At 65.2% G+C, this 23190-nt stretch carries 17 protein-coding genes; 14 read left to right on the top strand and 3 right to left on the bottom strand.

The window, feature by feature from the left end:
• Positions 1-154: 154 nt before the first annotated feature.
• Complete coding sequence (locus HLH45_RS19750) at positions 155-2341, bottom strand: RelA/SpoT family protein (protein ID WP_008575218.1); 2187 nt, start codon at positions 2339-2341, stop codon at positions 155-157.
• Between the two features lie 291 nt (positions 2342-2632).
• Here HLH45_RS19750 and pqqA point away from each other — a divergent pair, with 291 nt between their 5' ends.
• From pqqA to HLH45_RS19795, 9 genes are all read left to right on the top strand, one after another.
• Positions 2633-2713, top strand: coding sequence for a pyrroloquinoline quinone precursor peptide PqqA (gene pqqA, locus HLH45_RS19755; RefSeq protein ID WP_002812057.1), 81 nt, complete (start codon positions 2633-2635; stop codon positions 2711-2713).
• A gap of 81 nt (positions 2714-2794) precedes the next feature.
• Positions 2795-3694: a pyrroloquinoline quinone biosynthesis protein PqqB gene (gene pqqB, locus HLH45_RS19760; RefSeq protein WP_008575220.1), complete on the top strand. Its 900-nt coding sequence runs from the start codon at positions 2795-2797 to the stop codon at positions 3692-3694.
• Positions 3691-4443, top strand: coding sequence for a pyrroloquinoline-quinone synthase PqqC (gene pqqC, locus HLH45_RS19765; protein WP_008575222.1), 753 nt, complete (start codon positions 3691-3693; stop codon positions 4441-4443). The genes pqqB and pqqC overlap by 4 nt, the downstream gene beginning before the upstream one ends.
• Positions 4440-4718, top strand: coding sequence for a pyrroloquinoline quinone biosynthesis peptide chaperone PqqD (pqqD, locus tag HLH45_RS19770; RefSeq protein WP_008575224.1), 279 nt, complete (start codon positions 4440-4442; stop codon positions 4716-4718). The genes pqqC and pqqD overlap by 4 nt, the downstream gene beginning before the upstream one ends.
• A complete protein-coding gene (pqqE, locus tag HLH45_RS19775) occupies positions 4715-5833 on the top strand; it encodes a pyrroloquinoline quinone biosynthesis protein PqqE (RefSeq protein ID WP_008575225.1) in 1119 nt (372 codons plus the stop codon). Before pqqD ends, pqqE begins: the two co-directional genes overlap by 4 nt.
• Before the next feature lie 61 nt (positions 5834-5894).
• Entirely contained in the window at positions 5895-6407 is a 513-nt protein-coding gene (locus HLH45_RS19780; protein ID WP_014090790.1) for a hypothetical protein, read from the top strand.
• A gap of 428 nt (positions 6408-6835) precedes the next feature.
• Positions 6836-8350 carry a PhoPQ-activated pathogenicity-related family protein gene (locus HLH45_RS19785; RefSeq protein WP_008575228.1) on the top strand — a complete coding sequence of 505 codons (1515 nt, stop codon included), beginning with the start codon at positions 6836-6838 and terminating at the stop codon, positions 8348-8350.
• Positions 8351-8642: 292 nt separating this feature from the next.
• Complete coding sequence (locus tag HLH45_RS19790; RefSeq protein ID WP_033478947.1) at positions 8643-9677, top strand: glucokinase family protein; 1035 nt, start codon at positions 8643-8645, stop codon at positions 9675-9677.
• A 102-nt stretch (positions 9678-9779) separates the two neighbouring features.
• Entirely contained in the window at positions 9780-12416 is a 2637-nt protein-coding gene (locus tag HLH45_RS19795) for a TonB-dependent receptor (protein ID WP_008578043.1), read from the top strand.
• A gap of 215 nt (positions 12417-12631) precedes the next feature.
• Here HLH45_RS19795 and hrpA read toward each other — a convergent pair whose 3' ends face one another.
• Entirely contained in the window at positions 12632-16753 is a 4122-nt protein-coding gene (gene hrpA, locus HLH45_RS19800; RefSeq protein ID WP_008578044.1) for an ATP-dependent RNA helicase HrpA, read from the bottom strand.
• A gap of 102 nt (positions 16754-16855) precedes the next feature.
• Here hrpA and HLH45_RS19805 point away from each other — a divergent pair, with 102 nt between their 5' ends.
• The 5 genes from HLH45_RS19805 to HLH45_RS19825 all read left to right on the top strand — a co-directional run bounded on the left by HLH45_RS19805 (position 16856) and on the right by HLH45_RS19825 (position 21483).
• Positions 16856-17404 (top strand): Dps family protein, encoded by a 549-nt coding sequence (locus tag HLH45_RS19805; RefSeq protein ID WP_003482535.1) that lies wholly within the window; start codon positions 16856-16858, stop codon positions 17402-17404.
• 223 nt (positions 17405-17627) lie between these two features.
• Positions 17628-19424, top strand: coding sequence for a DNA helicase RecQ (gene recQ, locus HLH45_RS19810; protein ID WP_008578045.1), 1797 nt, complete (start codon positions 17628-17630; stop codon positions 19422-19424).
• Positions 19425-19562: 138 nt separating this feature from the next.
• Positions 19563-20060, top strand: a complete 498-nt coding sequence (locus HLH45_RS19815) for a hypothetical protein (protein WP_008578046.1) — start codon at positions 19563-19565, stop codon at positions 20058-20060.
• A gap of 78 nt (positions 20061-20138) precedes the next feature.
• Entirely contained in the window at positions 20139-20543 is a 405-nt protein-coding gene (locus HLH45_RS19820) for a response regulator (protein WP_008578047.1), read from the top strand.
• 217 nt (positions 20544-20760) lie between these two features.
• Positions 20761-21483, top strand: a complete 723-nt coding sequence (locus HLH45_RS19825; protein ID WP_008578048.1) for a hypothetical protein — start codon at positions 20761-20763, stop codon at positions 21481-21483.
• An 895-nt stretch (positions 21484-22378) separates the two neighbouring features.
• On the opposite strand, the gene HLH45_RS19830 is transcribed toward HLH45_RS19825, so the two are convergent.
• Positions 22379-23089: an rRNA pseudouridine synthase gene (locus HLH45_RS19830; RefSeq protein WP_008578050.1), complete on the bottom strand. Its 711-nt coding sequence runs from the start codon at positions 23087-23089 to the stop codon at positions 22379-22381.
• Positions 23090-23190: the final 101 nt, after the last annotated feature.

A 23190-nucleotide genomic window follows, 5' to 3' on the forward strand; every position in this document is an offset into this window, starting at 1 on the left:
TAGCGGTGGAGGCTGCGAAGGCGGTGTGGGCTCTTCGGGAATCGGGAATCGGGAATCGGGAATCGGGAATCGGGAATCGTCAGGCAAGCACAGCTCACCTCTTTCATGTGCTGTCTGTTTTCAACCGCGTGCTCTTGCCAGGTGCGCGGCGTCCTCAGCCCAGCCGCCGCACCTCGCTCACGCCGGGCAGCGCATCCAGCTTGCCGAGCAGGCCGGACAGCTGGTCGTAATCGCTGACCTTCAAGCGCAGCCGTAGCTGCGCCCTGCCGGTATCGCGCACGTTGTCGCTGTTGATTTCCAGCACGTGCGCGTCTTCCTGGGCGATCAGGTTGGTGATGTCCTTGAGCAGCCAGCGGCGGTCCACCGCGCGCACCTGCACATCCACTTCATAGCCGCTGCCGGCCTTGCCCCACTCCACCGGCAACACGCGCTGCGGGTGGGCGGCGGCCAGGCGCGCCAGTGCCGCACAGTCGGTGCGGTGCACGGTGATGCCGCGACCGCGGGTGAGATAGCCGGCAATCGGTTCGCCGGCCACCGGCTGGCAGCAACGCGCCAACTGCACCAGCAAATTGCCCACTCCCTCGACGGTGAATTTGGATTTCCCCAATCCATCGCGCCGCGCGGTCGGCCGCGGGGGCGCCGGTATCGCCGGCTGGGACGCGGCACGTTCGGCTTCCAGCAACGCACGGCTGACCTGGTTCGGGCCGGTATCGCCCAGGGCGACCTGGATATACAGCTCGTCGACGTTTTCGGCGTGGAATTTGCGCGCGGCCACGCTCAGATCCGCATGCTGCAGGCCCAGGCGCTTGAGCTCGCGATCGAGCAAGTCCTTGCCCGCCTGCACATTGCGCGCGCGGTCCAGCTTGTGGAACCAGGCGCGTACCTTGTCGCGCGAGCGCCCGCTGGCCAGAAAGCCGTTGGAGGCCAGCAGCCAATCGCGGCGCGGGTCCGCTTCCTTGGCGGTCATGATTTCCACGCGGTCGCCGCTGCGCAGCCGGTAGGTCAGCGGCACGATGCGGTCGTTGACGCGTGCGCCACGGCAGCGATGCCCGACCATGGTGTGCACGTGATACGCAAAATCCAGCGGCGTGGCACCTTGCGGCAGATCGATCACCTCGCCCTTGGGGGTGAGCGCATACACGCGGTCTTCGATCAGCTCGGCATCCAGCGCGCCGGCCAGTTCGCCATGCTCGCCCTCCTGCACCTGCTCCAGCAGCTGGCGCATCCACAAAATCTTGCGATCGAACGCTTTTTCGCCGCCCTTGCCGCCTTCCTTGTATTTCCAGTGCGCAGCCACGCCGAGTTCGGCCTGGGCGTGCATTTCGAAGGTACGGATCTGGATTTCGATCGTGCGCCCTTCCGGGCCGACCACCGCGGTATGCAACGAGCGGTAGTCGTTGGCCTTGGGCCGGGCGATGTAATCGTCGAACTCGCTCGGCACCGGCGCCCACAACGAATGCACCGCCCCCAGCGCGGCATAGCACGCCGCCACGTCCTCGACCATGACCCGCACCGCGCGGATGTCGTACAGCTGATCGAACGACAGCCGCTTCTTCTGCATCTTTCGCCAGATGCTGTAGATGTGCTTCGGCCGTCCGCTCACCTCTGCGCGCAGGCCCTGCTGGGCAAGCGCTGCCGACAGGGTGCGCTTGACCGCTTCCAGGTAGCGCTCGCGCGCCACGCGGGTTTCGTCCACTTCGCGGGCGATGCGGCGATAGGTCTCCGGCTCCAGATGCCGGAATGCCAGGTCCTCCAACTCCCACTTCACCTGCCAGATGCCCAGCCGGTTGGCCAGCGGCGCGTGGATGTCGCGCGTGAGCTGGGCCAGCGCGCGGCGCTCATCTTCGCTCAGACGATCGGCCACGCGCATGCGCGCCAGCTGCCGTGCCAGCAGGATCGGCACCACGCGCAGGTCGTGGATGATGGAAAGCAGCAGACGCCGCAACCCTTCGCTGTTGCGCCCGGCCTCGCGTCCGGCATGCAGCGCCCAGACCTGATCGGCTGCATCCAGGCCGTCCAACAGGCCTTCCACCGCCACCCGCCGCTCCGCCGGTTGCCACGGCAGGCCCGCGATCGCGCCGCGCAAGGCAGGCAAGTCGAACAGCAACGCCGCAATCAGGGTGGCTTCGTCGGCGGCCAGCAGCGCCAATGCATCCAGGGTGTCGCCGAGCAATGCCCACGGCACGCGATCGGTCTGCGTAGGCGGCAGGTCCTGCCAGGCCTGCGCCAGCGCGTCGCGCACTGCCGGCGCGATCGAGGCCACGGCAGGCCGCTGCAGCAGCGCCTGCAGACGATCAAATGAGGAACTGGTCACAGCGGTGGACACGGCGGCGGGCAACAACGGGAGGCTGACGACTACGGTAACGTGCGCGTCACCTTCTCCACAACGCGTTTTACCGCGGCGCTCGCCGTGCGGGAGGACGCGCGTGCTTAGGCCAGGTTCACCCCGCAACGTCTTGATTCGTAACCGCCGGGCGCGAAAAGCGGCACGGCGCTGCGCACGGGAATCGGAACCTACGCACCTTTTTACGTGCCCTTTACAACTGCGCCAGACCGCCTGCCTATGCTCGGGGCACGTCGTGCGTTGCATCCTGCAGCCAGCGACGTTTTTCCCAACTGCTGAGGTAGCCGTATGAAGACCTGGAAGAAGCCTGTCGTTCGTGAAGTCAATTGTGGCGCCGAAATCAACTGCTACGTCTCCGGCGAGTTTTGATCCTGTACGTTTCACGCTTACCTTGCCGCTTTCCTCTTGATGCATGACCGGCAGTTGCCGGCAGATTAGGTCCAGTTCTCCATGCGTATCATCGTCTTGGGATCGGCGGCCGGCGGTGGGCACCCGCAGTGGAATTGCCACACCCCCGCGAGCCTGCGGGCGTGGCAGCAAACAGACGGTGCCCAGCGTCGTACCCAGGCCAGCATCGCAGTCAGCGCCGATGGCGAGCGCTGGGTGCTGATCAATGCCTCGCCAGATTTCCGCCAACAAATTCTTGCGACACCGGCCTTGTGGCCGCAGCACGGGCTGCGACATTCGCCGATCGAGGCGGTGCTGCTGACCAGCGGCGAGATCGACCACATCGCCGGGCTGCTCTCGATGCGCGAAAGCCAGCGGTTCTCGTTGCATGCCAGCAACCGCGTGTTGGGCCTGCTCGCGCAGAACCCCATTTTCGACGCCGTCAATCCGCAGTACGTGAGCCGGCAGCCGTTCGCGCTGGACACTCCGCTGGTGCTGTGCGGATTACAGCTCACGCCCTTCTCGGTGCCCGGCAAGGTGCCCTTGTTCATGGAGTCGCGCAGCGGCGGCGACCTGGCGGGGTCCGATGAAGAAACCCTCGGGCTCACCATCGACGATGGCCGCCACCGCATGCATTACATTCCCGGCTGCGCTGCGATGACCGACGCCTTGCGTGCGCGCCTGCAAAGCGCCGAATTGGTGTTCTTCGACGGCACGTTGTGGCGCGATGACGAGATGGTGCAGCTGGGCGTCAGCCAGAAGACCGGCCAACGCATGGGCCACATGAGCATCGATGGCCCAGATGGCACCATCGCCGCGTTCGCGCCGTTGAACGTGGCGCGCAAGATCTTCATCCATCTCAACACCACCAATCCCGTGCTCAACACCCTCTCGCCCGAGTTCGCCAGCGCGCGCGCCAGCGGTTGGGAAGTTGCCCATGACGGCCTGGAGATCGCCCTGTGACTGCGCTGCTCAGCCCCGACCAACTGGAAGCAGACCTGCGTGCCATCGGCGCGCGCCTGTATCACGACCAGCATCCGTTTCACGCGCTGTTGCACCACGGCAAGCTCGACCGAGGCCAGGTACAGGCCTGGGCGTTGAATCGCTTCGAGTACCAGCGCTGCATTCCGCTGAAGGACGCGGCGATTCTGGCGCGCATGGAAGACCCCGCGCTGCGGCGGATCTGGAGGCAACGCATCCTCGACCACGACGGCAATAGCGCCAGCGACGGCGGCATCGCACGCTGGCTGCATCTCACCGACGCGCTGGGCCTGGACCGCACGCTGGTGGAGTCCGGGCGCGCGCTGCTGCCCGGCACGCGCTTTGCGGTGCAGGCGTACCTGCACTTCGTGCGCGAAAAAAGCCTGCTCGAAGCGATCGCCTCGTCGCTGACCGAATTGTTCGCGCCCAACATCATCGGCCAGCGCGTGGCCGGCATGCTCAAGCATTACGACTTCGTGTCGTCCGAAGCGTTGGCCTATTTCGAGCATCGCCTGACCGAGGCGCCACGCGATTCGGATTTCGCGCTGGATTACGTCAAGCAGCATGCCGATACGGTCGAAAAACAGGCGCTGGTCAAGGCCGCATTGCATTTCAAGTGCTCGGTGCTGTGGGCGCAGCTGGATGCATTGCATGTGGCCTACGTGACGCCAGGCATCGTTTGGCCGGATGCCTTCGTGCCGGACCGCGACGCCGGCCGGGTCGCGGCATGAGCGGCATTACCCGCCATAGCCAGCCGGCCCTGCGTGCAGGCGTGCGCCTGCAACATGACCGTGCGCGCGACCAGTGGGTATTGCTGGCGCCCGAACGCGTGGTCGAGCTGGACGACATCGCCTTGGTGGTCGCGCAGCGCTACGACGGCACGCGCTCGCTGGCGCAGATCGCGCAGGAGCTGGCTGCAGAATTCGATGCGGACGCGGCCCAAATCGAAGCGGACGTGATCGAACTCACCGATACCCTGCATCAGAAGCGTTTGCTGCGGCTATGAGCATCGCGCCGCCACCGCTATCGGTGTTGTTGGAATTGACCCACCGCTGCCCGTTGGCGTGCCCGTATTGCTCCAACCCGATCGCGCTGGCAGCGCTGCGCGAGGAAATGGACACCGCAGGCTGGCGCTCGCTGCTGCAGCAGGCCGCCGACATGGGCGTGCTGCAGGCGCATTTTTCCGGTGGCGAGCCCATGTTGCGCAAAGACCTGCCCGAACTGGTCGCACATGCGCGCGCACTCGGGCTGTACAGCAACCTGATCACCTCCGGCGTCGCCGGCGGCGAGCCAATGCTGGACCAACTGCAGGCGGCCGGGCTGGAACATGTGCAGTTGAGCGTGCAGGACGTGGATGCGGCCGGCGCCGACCGCATCGCCGGCTACCGCAACAGCTTGTCCAAAAAGCGCGAATTCGCCGCCGCGGTCCGCGCCCGCGGCCTGCCGCTGACGATCAACGCGGTACTGCACCGCCATAACGCCGAACGCGTGCCCGGGATGATCGCGCTGGCGCTGGAATGGCAGGCCGAGCGCATCGAGGTGGCGCACACCCAGTACTACGGCTGGGGCCTGCGCAACCGCGCTGCGCTGATGCCCAGCCGCGAGCAACTGCTGGCCACCATCGACGCGGTGGAAACCGCGCGACGCCAGCTCGGCGACCGCCTGGCGATCGATTTCGTCACGCCCGATTACTACGCGCGCCAGCCCAAACCCTGCATGGGCGGCTGGGGCCAACGCTTCGTCAATATCTCCCCGCGCGGCGACGTGCTGCCCTGCCACGCGGCCGAAACCATCGACGGCCTGCGCTTTGACAATCTGCGCGAGCGTTCGCTGGCCGATATCTGGAACAACGGCGAGGCATTCGTGCGCTTTCGCGGCACCGCATGGATGCCGGAGGTGTGCCAGGGCTGCCCCAAGCGCGAGATCGATTGGGGTGGCTGCCGCTGCCAGGCGCTGGCGCTCAGCGGCGATGCCGCCACGCTGGACCCGGTCTGCGAACGTTCGCCCATCCATGCGCAGGTGCGCGCAACCGCCGAGCAGGAGTCGGCATCGCCGGCACCGGCCTTCATCTATCGCCGCCCAGAACGCCCCGCAGCAGCCACCGCAGACCCGCTGGAATAGGCAGCGCCGGCATGCGCCAACAGCGTCTACACTAGCCTCTCCTCTTCTTCGGATGGCTTCCATGTCGCTCGCGCGCCGCATTCCCTTGCTGGTTTGCCTGACCTTGGCGCTGCATGCCGCCCCTGCCCTGGCGCAACGCGCGGTGCAAGGCGACCTGCAGTCGCAGATGAGTGCCGAACAGTTCAAGGCCGCCGGCCTGGACAAACTCAATGCGAGCGAACTGGCTGCGCTCAATGATTGGCTGCAGGGCAAGGTCGCCAAGGAGGCCGCAGTGGTGGTCGAACAGGCCAAGGAAGCCGGCCGCCAGGAAGTGATCGTCAAGAACCGCGGCTTCTTCGACTTCGGCAGCAAGGAGCCGATCGAGAGCACCATGGTTGGCGAATTCAAGGGCTTCGCCAAGGGCCGCGTTTACACGCTGGCCAACGGTCAGGAGTGGGAACAGACCGATGCCGCCAGCCTGTCTGGCGTGCGCAAGGACGCACCCAAGGTCAAGATCAAGCCGGGTCTGGTCGGCGTGTGGTATCTGCAGATCGAGGGTTACAACACCCCGGCCAAGGTGCGGCGGATCAAGTAAGCGCCTCCGCCGAGCTTGCGCGGCTGCCGAAAGCGGTTGCCACCCACGGCATCGGCATGCGCCGCGCGTATCCCGCCGCTGCGCGTTGCGCATGCGACATTGCAACCAGCCGCTGCAATGTGCTCGCCGTAGAGCAACGCATGCGCAAGGCGGCGCCGGTGCGGCAGACAGAGCGCAAGCGTCAGTGCGCACCCGCCATGCCCAGGCGCAGCCAACGTTGGCGCGCCGAATCATCGTACTCAGCATCGCGCACACGCAGCCATTGGCGGTAGCGATAGGTGCCGTCCTACTGACCGATTCCGACCACGCGTACACTCCTGCACACACCGCGCCCCCCACCCGTCGCTGACGCCACTGCTAACCGCGTTTTTCCCACGCAATTGGTCGCAGCAATCGCTGGCCACACGCACGGACTCTGGAGAACCTGCATGCGCTCGAAGACCTATTGCAGCCTTGCACTGCTATCGTCCCTGACACTCTTTGCAGGCGTCGCGCCCGCTGATCCCATCGCGTCCGCTGCGTCGCCGGCGGAGCGCTGCGCCAATGCACCGGACGTTGGCTTCGGGCAAGCCCTGGTGTGTTACCACGATGCCATCGAACAACAACCGCTGACCTATACGCGCGTTGGCACCAGCAGCGTGGCCGGTGTCGAGCGGCGCGACTACCTGCTGACCTCGCAGGACTGGTCGCCCGAGGGACTGGTCACGCCGGCGCGCTGGCAGCATGACGTGGCGATCTACGTGCCGACAGAGGCCTTGCCCACGCGCGCGGTGTTGATCTCAACCAATGGCACGCGTCACCCGGCGGATGGCAGTGCGGCGCAGCCGGCCAGCGAGTTGGCGCCCGAAGCGCTGGCCGCCTTGGCGCAACGCACCCGCACGGTGGTGATCGCGCTCAGCGACATCCCCAACCAGGCGCTGATCTACCAGGGCGATGCCACCCCGCGCCGCGAAGACGACAGCGTGGCCTATAGCTGGTCGCTGTTTCTCAAGGCGCCGCAGCAGCGCAAGACACTGCCGCTGCATGTGCCGATGGCGGCCGCGATTGCGCGCACCATGAGCCTGGCCGAGCGCGAACTGGCCCCACTGCGAATCCATCGCTTCGTCCTTGCCGGCGCCTCCAAACGCGGATGGGCCAGCTGGCACGCCACCATCGCAGACCGGCGCGTGGAGGCGGTGGCGCCATTGGTGATCGACATCCTCAACATGCCGGCCGTGCTGGAGCATATGTCCCGCACCTATGGCGGCAACTGGCCGATCGCCTTCAACGCCTATGCAAAGCAGGGCATCACCTCACAACTGCAGACCCCCGCCTTCGCGCAGTTGGTGCAGCTGCAAGATCCGCTGAGCTATTTGCACACGCCGTACCGCACGCGGCTGGCGGTGCCCAAGTACATCGTCAACGCCAGCGGCGACGACTTCTTTTTGCCGGACAACACCCAGTTCTTCTATGACGCACTACCCGGCAGCAAGGCGCTGCGCGTCCTGCCCAACAGTGCGCACAATATCCGCGCCTCCGTCGTCGATACCCTGGTGCCGTTTATCACGCGCCTGCAGCAGCAGCGCCCGTTACCGCAGGTAAGCGATGTGTTGCGTATGGGCCAAGCGCCGCAGATCCGCTTCCGCTCCTCCGAGCGGCCAACGCAGGTGCAGCTATGGAGTGCACATAATCCGCACGCGCGCGATTTCCGCTACGCCTGCGGCATACGCTACAGCGCCACGCCCATTGCGCTTGCCGGCGGCGGCCCGGTCCGGGTACCGGTGCAGATTCCGGAGAACGGCTGGAGCGCGTATTTCGTCGAAGCCACTTACGCGGACGGATTCGTTGCCACCAGCCAGACCTATGTACTCGGCAAGCAGCGTTACCCCACCCAGGCACCGCCCACCGATAACGCGGCCTGCAGCACATTGCCCGGCGTGCCCACCGCTGCCGCCGTGCGCTGACGCAGTTCTTGAACGATGGCGATCGCCGGCTGAAGCACCTCGCGGGCAATTGAGCGCCATGCGCCAGTTGCCGGGTCGGCTTTTCGGCAACCACCGCGCCACGTTGGACGCATTTGTCCACGTTGCGCAATGAAGTCCGCACAGACAATGCCAAATGGCACGGTTTTGCACTTGAGCACGCCACCAAGATCGATCCAACCCGACTGATCCATTGACATCGTTGTCACTAACTCCTACACAGGCCCCTACTCGCTGACGGCATCGGCCGGTCAGACGGACCAAAGGACTGAATGTGGCTGCGATTTCGCGTTCCGCTTACGCCTCTGCCTCGCCCGATGTCCCCGTTGCCACCAGCTTCGTCGCTGCCGATGTCGGTGGCACGCATGTGCGTGTCGGGCACATGCTGCAGACGCGCGATGCAGCCATCGAGCTTTCGCATTACCGCACCTATCGCTGCGCCGAACACGCCAGTCTCCAGGCCATCCTCGAGGACTTCCTGCAACAGCGGCGCCGCGTCGATGCGGTGGTCATCGCCAGTGCCGGCGTAGCGCTGGACGATGGCAGCTTCATCAGCAACAACCTGCCCTGGACGATTTCGCCCAGCCGCATCGGTACCGCACTGGCGGTGCGCAACGTGCACCTGGTCAACGATTTCGAGGCGGTGGCCTACGCAGCGCCGCAGATGGAACAACGCGCCGTGCTGCAGCTGAGCGGGCCCACGCCGCGCCATGCGCGCGCCAACGGTCCGATTCTGGTGGTCGGCCCCGGCACCGGTCTGGGTGCAGCACTGTGGATCGATGCCAAGCCACGCGCAATCGTGCTGGCTACCGAAGCCGGCCAGGTCGCGCTGGCCAGCACCCACCCGCACGAATACGCCTTGCTGCAACGCCTGTTGCGTGGCCGGCACTATCTGCCGCTCGAGCACGTGCTTTCCGGCCCGGGCTTACTGCATCTCTACCACGCGGTGTGCGAGCTGCATGGCGCAACGCCGCTCCATCGCCTGCCCGCCGCCGTGACGCACGCAGCGCTGCACGAAAACGATGCGCTTGCGCGCGAGTGCCTGCAAATTTTTTGCGGCCTGCTGGGGAGCGCGGTCGGCGACATGGCACTGGCCTACGGCGCTGCCGGTGGCATCTATCTGGCCGGGGGCTTCCTGCCGACGATCGGCCAGTTCCTGGCTGGCAGCACATTCGCCGAGCGCTTCCTGGACAAGGGAAACATGCGCGCGGTGCTCGAACGCATCCCGGTCAAATTGGTCGAGCACGGGCAACTGGGCGTGCTCGGCGCGGCCAACTGGTATCTGCAACACCACACCGAGCTGTCGTAAGCGATCTACCACGCGTTCCACCCCGAGCGCGCGTCTGCAAGACCCCGCATCCGGCGAGCGGCAGCCCGCCGTCCATCCCTGTGCGTGATGAGGAGAGACATCATGAAATACAGCACCACCCTGCTGTCCAGCGCCATTGCACTATCGCTGGCATTCGCTGCGCAAGCCCAGGACGGCGCTGGCACGCAAGCCACCGACCTGGATGCCGTCCAGGTGGTCGGCATCCGCGCCAGCCTGGAAAAATCGCTCGATACCAAACGCAACAACACCGGCATCTCCGAGGCGATCACCGCCGAAGACATCGGTAAATTCCCAAGCACCAACGTGGCCGAAGCGCTCTCGCAGATTCCCGGCGTCACCCTGGACCGGCGCTTCGGACAAGGCGAGCGCGTGAGTATCGACGGCACCGACCCCAGCCTCAATCTGTCGTTCCTGGACGGGCATCCGGTTGCGCAGGCGATCTGGCTTTATGGCGAACAGCCCAGCCGCGGGTTCGATTACACCCTGCTGGCCCCGCAGATCCTGGGCCGTGCGGAAATTCTCAAATCCTCCGAAGCGCGCCTGACCGAAGGCAGCCTGGGCGGCACGGTGCTAATGCACACGCGGCAGCCGCTGGATCTGAAGGCCAACGAAGTGGCTGCGTCCATCGGCTATAGCTACAGCGACCAGGCCAGCCAGGGCAAACCCAACGCGGCACTGCTCTACAGCTGGAAGAACGCGGCGCAGACCTTCGGCATTGCGGTGTCGGCGCAGCACTACGAAGAACGCGTCGACCGCCGCGGCATGGAAGTGTTCGGCTACGCACCGGCCAGCACTTTCGCCAATGCCGCAGGCGGCGTGCCTGCCGATGCGGATGTACCCAACTCGATCAACGCGGCCTGGTTCCAGCAGGATCGCGAGCGCGACAGCGCCGTGGTCAACCTGCAACTCAAGCCCAGCGAGGCGCTGGAGTTCAATCTGAGCGGCCTGTACATCAATGAGAACTTCGACAACTACAACCAGTCGATGTACAGCTTTTTGACCTGGAATGCCGGCACCGTGGCGGCGGTGGACCAACTTGGCGGCGTCCGTAACGGCGTGGTCACCAGTGGCCACTCCAGCGCCAATGCGATCCCGCTCGGCGGCACGGTGATCTACGACAACAACGTGCGCGAATCGGAGGTGACCACCAAAGGACTGGACCTGCGCGGCGCCTTCCGCGGCGAGGGTTGGGGCTTGAACGGACAGGTGGGCCAGAGCAAGTCCGAGAACAACGATCTCTCGCAATACTTCATCGAGCCGTTCTACAACGGCGGCTTCAGCTGGGACACCCGCCGCGGCATCCGCTTCGACGATTCCGCAGCGGCACGTAATCCCGCCAACTGGGGTTCGGCCGGCGGCTGGTTCGGCAACAACGGCATCTTCTCTACCGAAAGCAAAGACACCTACGGCCAGCTGGATTTCAATCTGCAGTTCGATGGCGTGTTCAATCAACTGCTGTTGGGCGTGCGCCACGGCAAGCATGACGAGCGCTTCGAGCTCAATGTCTATGGTGGTGTCACCCCCGGCACCCTGGCCGACGTGGGCACGATCGGGCTCACCGATCTGCAGGGGTTCTATCCCGATCACGGCCGACATATACAGGCAGGTCGCAACAACGTGCTGAACTGGATCCGCAACAGCCCGGTCGATTACAGCGCGCCGGATCCGGCCAGCTACCTCAACAACAGCTGGGCGCTGGAGCAGACCAACAATGCGGCCTACGCGCAGCTGAATTTTTCCGGCGGCGGTCTGCGCGGCAATCTCGGCGTGCGCTACGTGGATTCCAAGACCGAAGGCAGTGGCTTCGTCTACAGCGGCACGCCCTCCCTCGCCGACGCCGGCAGCCTGTGGCAGACCCGCACCCGCAAGGAAGACTTTCTGCTGCCTTCGCTGACGCTGTCGTACGACACCAGCGACGACTGGGTATTCCGCTTCGCTGCGGCCAAGGTCCTCGCCTGGGCACCGTACAACCAGATGGTCAACAACACCTTCCTCAACGACACCACCTTGACCGGCAGCGGCGGCAATGCAGACCTGTCGCCGTATGAATCCTGGAACTTCAATCTCTCTGCCGAATATTATTTCGCGCAGCAAGCGGTGGTGGCGTGGTCGGTGTTCTACAAGAAGATCGACAACTACATCGACACCAGCGCCAGCGTGGAGCGCCAGTACAACGCACTGCGCGACACTGCGCCGCAGAGCTGGGCGCAATTGCTCGGCAGCAACGGCTGTACCGCCGATGGCTATTGCGACTACAGCATCCAGCGGCCGCGCAACGCCGGCGATGGCAAGGTCAAGGGCTTCAACATCTCCTTCCAGCAACCGTTCGGCGACAGCGGCTTCGGCCTGACCGCCAACTACACCTATGCCGCCGGCGAAAACAACACCGGCGATGCCCTGCCCTACCAATCGCGCAACAGCCTCGCCTTCAGCCCCTACTATGAAAAAGGCCCACTCAATGCCCGGCTGACCTACAACTGGCGCGACAGCTATCTGGCCGGCGGTTATGTGGCCGGTGCGGCACCGGCAAGCGTGGACGATTACGCCGAACTCGGCGCCAGTATCGGCTATGCCTTCAGCCCGAACTGGTCGCTGCAGGTCGATGCGCAGAACCTGCTGGACGAGCAATACCTGCAGTATCTGGGCGACAGGGACCACCTGGCCGGACGCTACAAGAGCGGACGCCGCTACATGGCCAGCCTGCACCTGAAGTTCTAGCGCAGCTAGCAACGACTGCGCTCACCGCCAGGCGGGCGCGGTCGGTGCTCGTAGCCGGGCGTACCACTTGTACGCCCCGGCTTCGAGCGCACCGTCTGCGCCGATCTGCCGACTGCTCGCGACGATATACGGGCCGTTCTCAGCATCGGAGGCGCACGCCGCGTGCCTTATAAAGACGCACGCGGCTTTGTTCGGATACATGCCCGACCGAAGGCTCAACTGCGCAGTGCAGCGACCCGTTGCGACAGTTTCTTCGCCGAAACGCCGGATTTGGCACCCAGCTCCTGCGCAAAGACCGACACGCGCAGTTCTTCCAGATCCCAACGCAGCGCCTGCCACTCTTGGCGGTCTTGCAAACCGTGCGCAGCGGCGGCTTCGACTGCATCCACGAACGGTTTGAGCTCGAGCATGCGCGCCTGGTCGCGCGCAGGATCGCGCTTTGCGCGCTCGGTACGCAGGATCATCGCCCTGAGGTAGCGCGGATAATTGGCCAATGCATCGGCCGGCGTGTCGCGCAGGAAGCCTGCATGCACCAGCGCGCGCAGTTGCTGCTCCATGTCGTCCAGGTTGCCGCGTGCCCAGCCCATCAACGGCGCCTCCAGCAGTGGCTTGAGTTCGGCCACGGCGCCCAGGATGCTTTCGGCCAACTTCAAACGCTCCATCGCTTCGCCGAACAGCCGCTTGCCCGCATCGTCGCGGCGCTGCGCAAACGCGCCGGGGTCGCGAATGGCGCCCAGGCCATCGGCCAGCACGGCATTGAGCGCCGCATCGACCAGATCGCCACGCAGGCGTTCCTGCGATTCGATCGCCGCATACAGCAGACCGGTCTTGGGCGACACCGGCAGTTGCTTGCGCACCTGCTTGATCTTGTCGGCCAATGCGATTTCCAGCAAGCGCCGCACGCCGCGCGGATGCGCCCGCGCAGCGTCGTTGCGGTCTGCAAAGATACGCAGCGCCGCATTGTCGCCCTGATCCACCAGCGCCGGGTATGCCGGCACGCCGGCCTCGCCGGCCACCTGTTCGGGAATCGGCGCACTCGGAAAGTCGCGCAGGCCCTCGGCGGCCAGCGCGCGCCCGGCCCGTGCGGCGAATGCCTGCCCCGCGCGCTCGCCGAAGCGCGCACGCAGCCCGTCCAGATCGCGCGACTCGGCCAGCACCCTGCCGTCGTCATCGCGCAGGCGCAGGTTCATCAGCAAATGCGTGTCCAGCGCCTGCTCATCGAAATCCAGTGCCGTCACCTGCGTCCCGGTGGCCTTGGTCAGAAAGCGCGCCAGTTCGCCGCGGATATCGTCGGCCGAGGCAATGCTAAATGCCTCGTAAAACGCACGTCCGAAATCCGGTGCCGGCACATAGTTGCGGCGTTGCGCCTTGGGCAGGCTACGAATCAACGCAGACGCCTTGTCGGCGACGAAGCCCGGCGCCAGCCACGACAGGCGCGCCGGATCCAGCGCATTGAGCAGGTGCAACGGCACCTCCAGCGTCACGCCGTCGTCGATGGCCCCCGGCTCGAAGCGGTAATGCAACGGCAAGCGCGCATCGCCGATTGGGAAATATTTCGGAAAGCGATCGGCTTCGCTGCCTTCGCCCGGCAGCAGATCGTTCAACGACCAATGCAGGCTGCGGCGCTTGTCCGGCGGCAAGCTCTTCCACCACGCATCCAGACCGCTGGCCGAATGCAGCTCGGCCGGAATGCGATCCAGATACCAGCGCGCCTGCCAGCCTTCGTCGGCAACGATACCGGCACGACGCAGCTTGGCCTCTTCTTCGCGCGCCTGCTCGAGCACCTTGAGATTGTCGGCCACGAATGCGGCCCGCGTATTGATTTCGCCCGTCACCAGGCCTTGGCGCACGAACAGGTCATGCGCTGCGGCCGGATCGATCTTGCCGAAATGCACGGGCTTTTTCGGCGCCAGCACCAGCCCGAACAGGCTGATCTGTTCCGAAGCGACCACCTGCCCCTGCGCACGCGACCAGTGCGCATCGAAATGCTTGCGCGCCAGCAGATGCGGCAGCTCGGCAATCGCCCAATCCGGCTCGATCGCGGCATTGGTCATGCCCCACACTTTCTGCGTGTCCAGCAGCGTGGCCGCCAGAATCCACGGCGGCGGTTTGCGCGCCAATGCGGAACCCGGAAACGGCACGAAGCGGCGTTGCCGCGCGGCCAGATAATCGCCTTTTTCGGTGCGATGACCGATCTGCGTCGGCAGGCCCGCCAGCAGCGCGCGATGCAGCGCCTGATACGCCGCCGCACGCTCGCGCTCGGTGGTTCGCGCCGAGGTTTCGGCAGCCTCGGCCTGCTTGTTCGTCGCTGCAGGTGCAGGTTGCGCAGGTGCTGCATTCGGATCCGGCTTGCCTTCGCGCGCCAGCCGCGCAGCACGGTGCAGTTGGCCACGCGTGGGCCGGTTGACGTTGTGGCCGTCCTCGCGGGCGGGCGCGCTGGCACCGGCCAGCAACGGCGCCAGCATCACATTGGCCGGCTCTTCGCTCCAACCCAGTTCTTCGCACAGCAACCGCAGCTGCCGGTGCAGCTCGCGCCACTCGCGCATGCGCAGGAAACCGAGGAAATGCCGGTTGCACCAGTCGCGCAGCTTGGATTGGGTGAGATCTTCATGCACCTGCCGGTACGCATCCCATAAGCGCAGGATGCCGACGAATTCAGAGCGCGCGTCGGCAAACAGCGCATGCGCGTTATCGGCGGCCTCGCGCGCTTCCGGCGGGCGCTCGCGCGGATCCTGGATGCCCAGGAATGCGGCGATGATGATCATCTCGCGCAGGCACCCATGTTGCTGCGCGGCCACCAGCATGCGCGCCAGCTTGACGTCCACTGGCAGGCGCGCCATCTGGCGCCCGGTGGCGGTCAGACGCCGCTGCACATCGATGGCGCCCAGCTCCAGCAGCTGTTGCCAGCCATCGGCCACCGCGCGTTCGTCGGGTGCCTCCAGGAACGGGAAGTCTTCGATCCTGCCCAGCCCCAACTGCAGCATGCGCAAGATCACCCCGGACAACGAGGAACGTCGGATTTCCGGATCGGTGAACGCCGGACGCGCGGCAAAGTCCGCTTCGGCATACAGCCGGTAGCAGATACCCTCTGCAATGCGCCCGCAACGGCCCATGCGCTGGTTGGCGCTGGCCTGCGAGATCGGCTCGATATGCAGCCGGTCCAGCTTCTGGCGCGGGCTGTAGCGCTTGACGCGGGCAAGCCCCGGATCCACCACATAGCGGATGCGCGGCACCGTCAGCGAGGTCTCGGCCACGTTGGTGGCCAGTACCAGGCGCCGGCGCGGGCCCGGGTTGAACACACGGTCCTGATCGGCCGCCGACAGCCGCGCGTACAGCGGCACCACTTCGGTTTCGCGGTATTTGCGCCGTTCCAGCGACTGGTGCGCATCGCGAATCTCGCGCTCGCCCGGCAGGAACATCAGCACATCGCCGCGCGGGTCGATGCGGGTGATTTCGTCGATGGCCGCCACGATCGCATCGTTGACACTGCGCTCGCCGTCGCGGCCGCTGCCGTGTTCGCCATCGTCGCTGTCGCCCGTATCGCCTTCCAGCGGGCGATAACGCACCTCGACCGGAAAGGTGCGGCCTTCCACGCTGATCACCGGCGCATCGTCGAAGTGCCGTGCAAAGCGCTCGGTATCGATGGTGGCCGAGGTGACGATCAACTTGAGGTCGGAGCGCTTGCGCAGCAACTGCTTGAGATAGCCGAGCAGGAAATCGATGTTGAGGCTGCGCTCGTGCGCCTCGTCCACGATGATGGTGTCGTAGGACGACAGCCAACGATCGCTGGCGATTTCCGCCAGCAGGATGCCGTCGGTCATGAACTTGATGCGCGACTGATCGCTGACGCGATCGGTGAAGCGCACCTGGAAGCCCACCGTCGTGCCCAATGGCGTCTTCAGCTCGTCGGCCACGCGCGCGGCCACTGCACGCGCGGCGATCCGGCGTGGTTGGGTGCAGCCGATCATCCCGGCGGCTCCGCGTCCGGCCGCCAGGCACAGCTTGGGCAGCTGGGTGGTCTTGCCCGAGCCGGTTTCGCCGGCGATGACCACCACCTGATGGTCGCGGATCAGCGCGATGATGCGCTCGGCCTCGCGTGCGATCGGCAACTGGTCGTCCAGCGTGATGGCCGGCTGCTGCTCGGCCCGCGCCTGGCGTTGCGCCTGCGATGCCGCCAGCGCCTGCTCGAACGCATCGCGCACCTGCGGGTTGCCCGGCTTGCCCTGCCAGCGCGACCATAGGCCCAGCAAGCGGCCACGGTCGCGGCTCATCGCACCATCCACGGCACGGCGGCGCTCACGCAAGGTGTCGGCAAGGGTGGAGTCGATAGCGCTCATTGATGGAAAAATGTGAAAAATTGAATGACGTTTGATCCTTTAGCCTGTCTATTGTGACGCCATATCAGTTCCCCAAGACATCCACCCTGCAAGGACCATCCCATGTCCAAGAAAAAAAACGCCAATAAGCCCGTCGTTGTCAGTGATGCCCTGCCGGTCGCTGCTGCGTCGGCACCGCATATCGATATCGGGATCAAGGACAGCGATCGCAAGCAGATCTCCGACGGTCTGGCCCGCTACATGGCTGACGCCTTCACCTTGTATCTGAAGACCCACAACTTCCACTGGAACGTCACCGGGTCGATGTTCAACTCGCTGCACACCATGTTCGAAACCCAGTACACCGAGCAGTGGGCGGCGCTGGACGAGGTGGCCGAGCGCATCCGCGCCCTTGGCTACAACGCGCCGGGCTCGTACCGCGAATTCGTCGCGTTGACCTCGATCCCGGAAGAGCCGGGCCTGAGCGACAGCGCCGACTGGCGTGAAATGGTGCGTCAGCTGGTCAGCGGCAACGAAGCAGTCTGCCGCACCGCACGCAAGGTGCTGGGCACCGCCGACGACGCCGGCGACGACCCGACCGTGGACCTGCTGACCCAGCGTCTGCAGACCCACGAAAAGTACGCCTGGATGCTGCGCTCGCTGCTGCAGTAAACCCTCTGGGCTTCGCCCCTTCGGGTTTGAGCCCCTCTCCCGCCGGGAGAGGGGTTGGGGTGAGGGTACGGTGCGAAGCCCACGTCATCCCAACCGCATAAGGCTTCAGTGCGTCCCCTGCGCGCCGACATAAAGCACATCGCGGCAATCTCCGATCTGCCATTGCGCGCAGCTGCTCCCATGCCATCCGGCCAGGGCTTGACCCGCGCGGTATCCTAGGTCGATGTCTTCCCCCGCTCACGAACTGCTCAGCCGCGTCTTCGGCTACGACGACTTCCGCGGCCCGCAGCAGGCCATTGTCGAACACGTCGCTGCCGGCAACGATGTCCTGGTCCTGATGCCCACCGGTGGCGGCAAGTCGCTGTGCTACCAGGTGCCGGCGCTGCTACGCGACGGCATCGGCATCGTGGTCTCGCCGCTGATCGCGCTGATGCAGGATCAGGTCGAGGCCCTGCGCCAGCTCGGCGTACGCGCCGAGTTCCTCAATTCCACCCTGGATGCAGAAAACGCCCAGCGCGTGGAGCGCGCCCTGTTGTCCGGCGACCTGGATCTGCTCTACGTTGCGCCCGAGCGCTTGCTGACCCAGCGCTTCCTCTCGTTGCTGGAACGTAGCCGCATTGCGCTGTTCGCCATCGACGAAGCCCATTGCGTCTCGCAATGGGGCCACGATTTCCGCCCGGAATACCGCCAGCTCACCGTGCTGCACGAGCGCTGGCCGCATATTCCGCGCATGGCGCTGACGGCCACCGCCGACCCGCCGACCCAGCGCGAAATCGCAGAGCGCCTGGATCTGGTGGACGCGCGCCACTTCGTCAGTTCCTTCGACCGCCCCAACATCCGCTATACGGTGGTGCAGAAGGACAACGCGCGCAAACAGCTGCAGGAATTCCTGGCCCGTCATCGTGGCTCGGCCGGCATCGTGTATGCGATGTCGCGGCGCAAGGTGGAAGAAACCGCGCAGCAACTGTGCGCGCAAGGCTTCAATGCACTGCCCTATCACGCTGGCCTGCCGGCAGAGGTGCGCGCAGAAAACCAGCGCCGCTTCCTGCGCGAGGACGGCATCATCATGGCCGCCACGATCGCTTTCGGCATGGGCATCGACAAGCCGGACGTGCGCTTTGTGGCGCACGTGGATCTGCCCAAATCGCTGGAGGGCTACTACCAGGAAACCGGACGCGCCGGCCGCGACGGCGACCCCGCCGAAGCCTGGCTGTGTTACGGCCTGGGCGATGTGGTGCTGCTCAAGCAGATGATCGAGCAAGGCGAAGCCGCCGAAGAGCGCAAGCGTCTGGAGCGCGCCAAGCTCGACCACCTGCTGGGCTATTGCGAATCCATGCAATGCCGCCGCCAGGTGCTGCTGGCCGGCTTCGGCGAGACCTATCCCAAACCCTGCGGCAACTGCGACAACTGCCTGACCCCGGCCGCCGCCTGGGACGCCACGGTGGCCTCGCAGAAGGCGCTCAGTTGCGTGTATCGCAGCGGGCAGCGCTTTGGCGTGGGCCATCTGATCGACATCCTGCGCGGTAGCGAAAACGAACGTATCAAACAGCTGGGCCAGGACCAGCTGAGCACCTACGGCATCGGCCGCGACCTGGACGAACGCACCTGGCGCGGCGTATTTCGCCAGCTGGTGGCCGCCAGCCTGCTGGAGGTGGATAGCGAAGGTCATGGCGGCCTGCGCCTCACCGATGCCAGCCGCCAGGTGCTCAAGGGCGAGCGCCAGGTCATGATGCGCCGCGAAAACCCGGCTGCAGGGCGCGAGCGCAGCGCGCAGCGCACCGGCCTGCCGGTGCAGCCGCAGGATCTGGCGCTGTTCAACGCCTTGCGTGGCCTGCGCGCGGATCTGGCCAAGGAACAGAACGTGCCGGCTTTCGTGATCTTCCACGACAGCACCTTGCGCAACATCGCCGAACAACGGCCAACCAGCATCGATGCGCTGTCGCGGGTGGGCGGCATCGGCGGCGGCAAGCTGGCGCGTTATGGCGCGCAATTGATCGAGATCGTGCGCGAACAGGGCTGATGCAGCAGCATGTGTCAACACAACACCGCAGACGGCACAAAAATCCGCAGGATCGACAGCGCGCATTCAATCAGCCGTTGCTAATTTCACAAAGCGAGCCGGCACGCGCTGCCAGCCCCTCTTCGTAGAGTCCAACCGATGAAACGCAGCCTGCTTGTCCTGGTCACTCTGTTTGCCACCGGCAGCGTCGCCGCTGGAAGTGCGTTGGCCCAAGCCAGCGACGGCAATCCCGAAACGGCGAGCGCACGTTCGCTGGACCTGAGCATTCCGCAAGCCCCGGTGCAGCTCCGCTCCGACCCGGAATACAGCAACGACCCGCCGGGCACCTTCTACGGCGACAAGAGCGGCCCCAAGCCGGCGCTGGCCCGGCCAAGTGCCGCTTCCATCGCTGCCGAGCGCGCCGAGCAATGCCAGGGCAAGCTGCATGGTGCTGTCGAAACCGGCCTGGGCTACTCCAGCCGCGGCGGCAACAGCAACTGGCAGGCGGTGAATTTGAATTCCTGCAAGACCTATTACGACGACGACGGGAAGGCGCACCAGATTGGCGTCAGCATCAGCGTCGGACGTGGTGAGGGCTCCATTTTTGGCCCGCGTTATGCACCCGGTGGCTATGGTCCGGGCCCGTTCGGCTGGTAACCATACGGCGAGGTGTGCGTTGACAGAGGGTTCACTGCCGCATCGCTGAGAATGTGGCCTGCCTTACGAGACCAGCTCATGCCACAGAACAAGGAACGGCCGGTTGTCTTCGTTGTCGAAGACGGCGACGGAACCCGACAGCTCAGCTGCCTTGTGCTGGAGAGCTATGGGTTCACCTGCCGTAGCGCCGGCTCGGTCGAAGAAGCCTTGGCCTTGATCGAAAGCGACCCGCGGGTGGACGTGCTGTTTTCCGATATCCATTTCCCCGGCGGCCTGACCGGTGTGGATCTGGCGCTCAAGACTGCACATGCGCCGTACAACCTGCCGGTGCTGCTGACTTCGGGCTTGGCGGTCGAATACGTGGAAGAGATCCTGCCCGACGGCGTGGCCTTTCTGGAAAAGCCCTATACCCCTGAGCAACTGCTGAGTGCGATCCGCAGCGTGATGGCCAAGCACCGCGTGCTGGCCACCCCGGTCGCATAACACGAGCGGCCGCGACTGGACGGCCGCCCACAATCCCGGTATTAAATGCCAGCCCTCGCGCGATGCGGCGGCAATGGGGATCGACCACAACACGGCAGTACCACAGACGCGGCGCAACGCCCGGCTGGCCGCACCGTGTCTTACGCCAGGGGAAAACATGAGACATCTAGTGACCGCAGCCATTGCCATGGTTGCGCTAAGCGGTTGCGCCACGGTCATGAACGACGCGACCCAGCCAATTCGCATCGACACCAAGACGGCCGATGGGCAACTGGTTTCCGGCGCCGACTGCGCCATCAGCAACGACAAGGGCCGCGTCACGGTGAAGTCCGGCCAGACCGCACAAGTGCATCGTTCCGCGCGCGATCTGGAGGTGACCTGTGTGCTGCCCGGCCAACGTGATGCCGCCGGCCGTTCCATCTCGCGCGCCAACATGGGCATTTGGGGCAACATTCTGATCGGCGGGGCGATTGGCGCCATCGTCGATCACAGCAAGGGCACCGGCTATACCTACCCGAGCTGGATCCAGTTGGTGTTCGGGCAGACGCTGAGCTTCGACCGCCATCATGAAGACCGGGGCCAACCGTTGCAGGGCGAGAACGCGCACGGTGTGGTGGTTGCAGGCAATCCCAGTTCAGGCAACTCCGCGCACGGGTCGGCGGTCACCCTGCCATTGGCGAGCGAACCGGCAGCCGCCGAGCAGGCAGGCGTTGCGGCAGCGCCTGCCGGTGCCGGTGCCGGTGCCGGGGGCGACGCTGGGCCTGCAAGCCCGGCCATGTCGACCGCGTCGGCGGCAAGTCGCGCCCAGGGCATCAGCAATGGCCTGCAATGCGGCACCGTGCAGGCCACCAGCGCCACGCGCTTCAGCGCAGTCTGCAGCAGCGGCAATACGGTGCAGATCGATTGTTCCGGCTTCCGCTGCACCTCTACGTTTCAGTAATGCGGTGAGGTGGGCTGTGGGCACAAGCCCACGGTCATGCGCAGATCGTCACGACGGCTGTCGGGTACGCCCCGACAGCGTGTCGGCTCGCTCCCGATTTACGTGATAGATGTCGCATTTAAACTGCAGCTACCGGACGCGAGGCCTGTTGGGCCGCTCAACTCGCGGGGCGCAGAGCACGCCCCTGCCGGGACACGGATGAAAAGGCGCGACAGAATGGCCGCGCCTTCCCTGCGATCTGCGCGTGCGTTCGTCCGTGCAGTCGCTTATCACCAAAGAATTGTCGCCAGGTTCGATGCCTGGAAGACCTGCCACGTCCTGCGATTGACCGCAGCTCTACCGTCGTTGCGATCGCGCATCCTCCCCTGGCACTCAATCCGCGCGGTATGCCGATGTGAGCGCATCATTGCGCAAGCGCCTGCTTGGCTACCCGCTCATGTACCGGGCCATCCTTTCCCGAATCACGCTGCACAGGCACGCTCCCACACGTACAGGTGGCTGATTGATTGCTGCATGGATCGATGCAAGGCAACGCCGGCTTCCGCGCCACTTACGTTGATGCGCTGATCATCGATGCGGCGGAACCATGCGCCCGCTTCTGCGGCACGCCATGCATTTCACGCGATCAAGCAGGCCGCTCGCTAGGCTAACGTCATCGCAGCGCTGTGCTGCGCAAGACTGTCAGGAGTTCCGCATGGGCGACAATTCGTTTTTATCTCCGGCCTTCATCATCCTGGTCATCGGTGTGATTGCCGTTGTGCTGTTTCTGGTCACGCGTGCCAAGAAAAAGCGCAACAAGAAATAATCGCTGCATGCGCTGCTGGCCGTGACTGAGCACGCTTGCACACAGCGCGACGTGATTCCAGCGGCTGCAGCCGCATACTCCGTGCTGCAGTCAGAACCGCTCACCTGCCGGCAGGTAGCGCCATTCGCCGATCGCCAGCTTGCCCAGCGACACCCGGCCCACGCGCAGGCGGCGAATGCTCACGACCTCCAGGCCCACTTCGCCGCACATGTAGCGCAATTGGCCCGGCTGCACGTGCTTGATCGCAAACCGCAGGCGGTCTTCGTTTTGCCAGCTCACCTTGCAAGGCGACAGACTGCGCTGCTGATAGACCAAGCCATGCGCCAGCCGCGCCATGCCGTAAGGGCGCAATTCACCGCGCACTTCGACCAGAAATTCCTGCTCGATCGCGCTGGCGTCAGCGCTCAACCGGCGCAGCACGCGGCCATCCTGGCTCAGGATCAGCAGGCCGCTTGCGGCGTCTTCCAGCGGCAGCGGTGCGTGCAAGCGTAGGAAGTGCCGTTTGAGCACACGTACGTCCGCCTGATCCAGTGCGCTGCGCGTTGCCGGCGTGGCCAGCGCCAGCGCGGCATCGACGCAGATGCCTGCCGGCTTGTGCAGCAACAAGGTGGCGGGCTCGGCAGGCGCCAGTACCGCATTTTCGGCCAGGGTGACCTGCGCCGCGGTAGCCAGCGTCTGCGGTTCTTCGACCACCACTCCGTCCACGCTGACCCACCCACCCTCGATGTACTGCTGGGCCTCGCCACGCGAGCAGCCGAACGCGGCAGCTACACATTTATCGAGACGGATCGGATCGGACATCGGGCGAGCTCAGCATCAGGGACGGCAGTGTACGTGCTGGCTGCTCGCCCGCGTGAGTCGTTGCACGGCAGCGATGGAGCGTTGCCCAATGCATTGGACGG

The organism is Xanthomonas euvesicatoria, from assembly GCF_013112235.1.
In the GTDB taxonomy this organism is placed as follows: Bacteria; Pseudomonadota; Gammaproteobacteria; order Xanthomonadales; family Xanthomonadaceae; genus Xanthomonas; species Xanthomonas euvesicatoria.

Excerpts from the sequence above, each read along its gene's own strand:
- pqqA (WP_002812057.1), top strand. The coding sequence starts at position 2,633 with ATGAAGACCTGGAAGAAGCCTGTCGTTCGTGAAGTCAATTGTGGCGCC.
- pqqB (WP_008575220.1), top strand. The coding sequence starts at position 2,795 with ATGCGTATCATCGTCTTGGGATCGGCGGCCGGCGGTGGGCACCCGCAG.
- pqqD (WP_008575224.1), top strand. The coding sequence starts at position 4,440 with ATGAGCGGCATTACCCGCCATAGCCAGCCGGCCCTGCGTGCAGGCGTG.
- pqqE (WP_008575225.1), top strand. The coding sequence starts at position 4,715 with ATGAGCATCGCGCCGCCACCGCTATCGGTGTTGTTGGAATTGACCCAC.
- HLH45_RS19780 (WP_014090790.1), top strand. The coding sequence starts at position 5,895 with ATGTCGCTCGCGCGCCGCATTCCCTTGCTGGTTTGCCTGACCTTGGCG.
- HLH45_RS19785 (WP_008575228.1), top strand. The coding sequence starts at position 6,836 with ATGCGCTCGAAGACCTATTGCAGCCTTGCACTGCTATCGTCCCTGACA.
- HLH45_RS19795 (WP_008578043.1), top strand. The coding sequence starts at position 9,780 with ATGAAATACAGCACCACCCTGCTGTCCAGCGCCATTGCACTATCGCTG.
- hrpA (WP_008578044.1), bottom strand. The coding sequence starts at position 16,753 with ATGAGCGCTATCGACTCCACCCTTGCCGACACCTTGCGTGAGCGCCGC.
- HLH45_RS19805 (WP_003482535.1), top strand. The coding sequence starts at position 16,856 with ATGTCCAAGAAAAAAAACGCCAATAAGCCCGTCGTTGTCAGTGATGCC.
- recQ (WP_008578045.1), top strand. The coding sequence starts at position 17,628 with ATGTCTTCCCCCGCTCACGAACTGCTCAGCCGCGTCTTCGGCTACGAC.
- HLH45_RS19815 (WP_008578046.1), top strand. The coding sequence starts at position 19,563 with ATGAAACGCAGCCTGCTTGTCCTGGTCACTCTGTTTGCCACCGGCAGC.
- HLH45_RS19820 (WP_008578047.1), top strand. The coding sequence starts at position 20,139 with ATGCCACAGAACAAGGAACGGCCGGTTGTCTTCGTTGTCGAAGACGGC.
- HLH45_RS19825 (WP_008578048.1), top strand. The coding sequence starts at position 20,761 with ATGAACGACGCGACCCAGCCAATTCGCATCGACACCAAGACGGCCGAT.
- HLH45_RS19830 (WP_008578050.1), bottom strand. The coding sequence starts at position 23,089 with ATGTCCGATCCGATCCGTCTCGATAAATGTGTAGCTGCCGCGTTCGGC.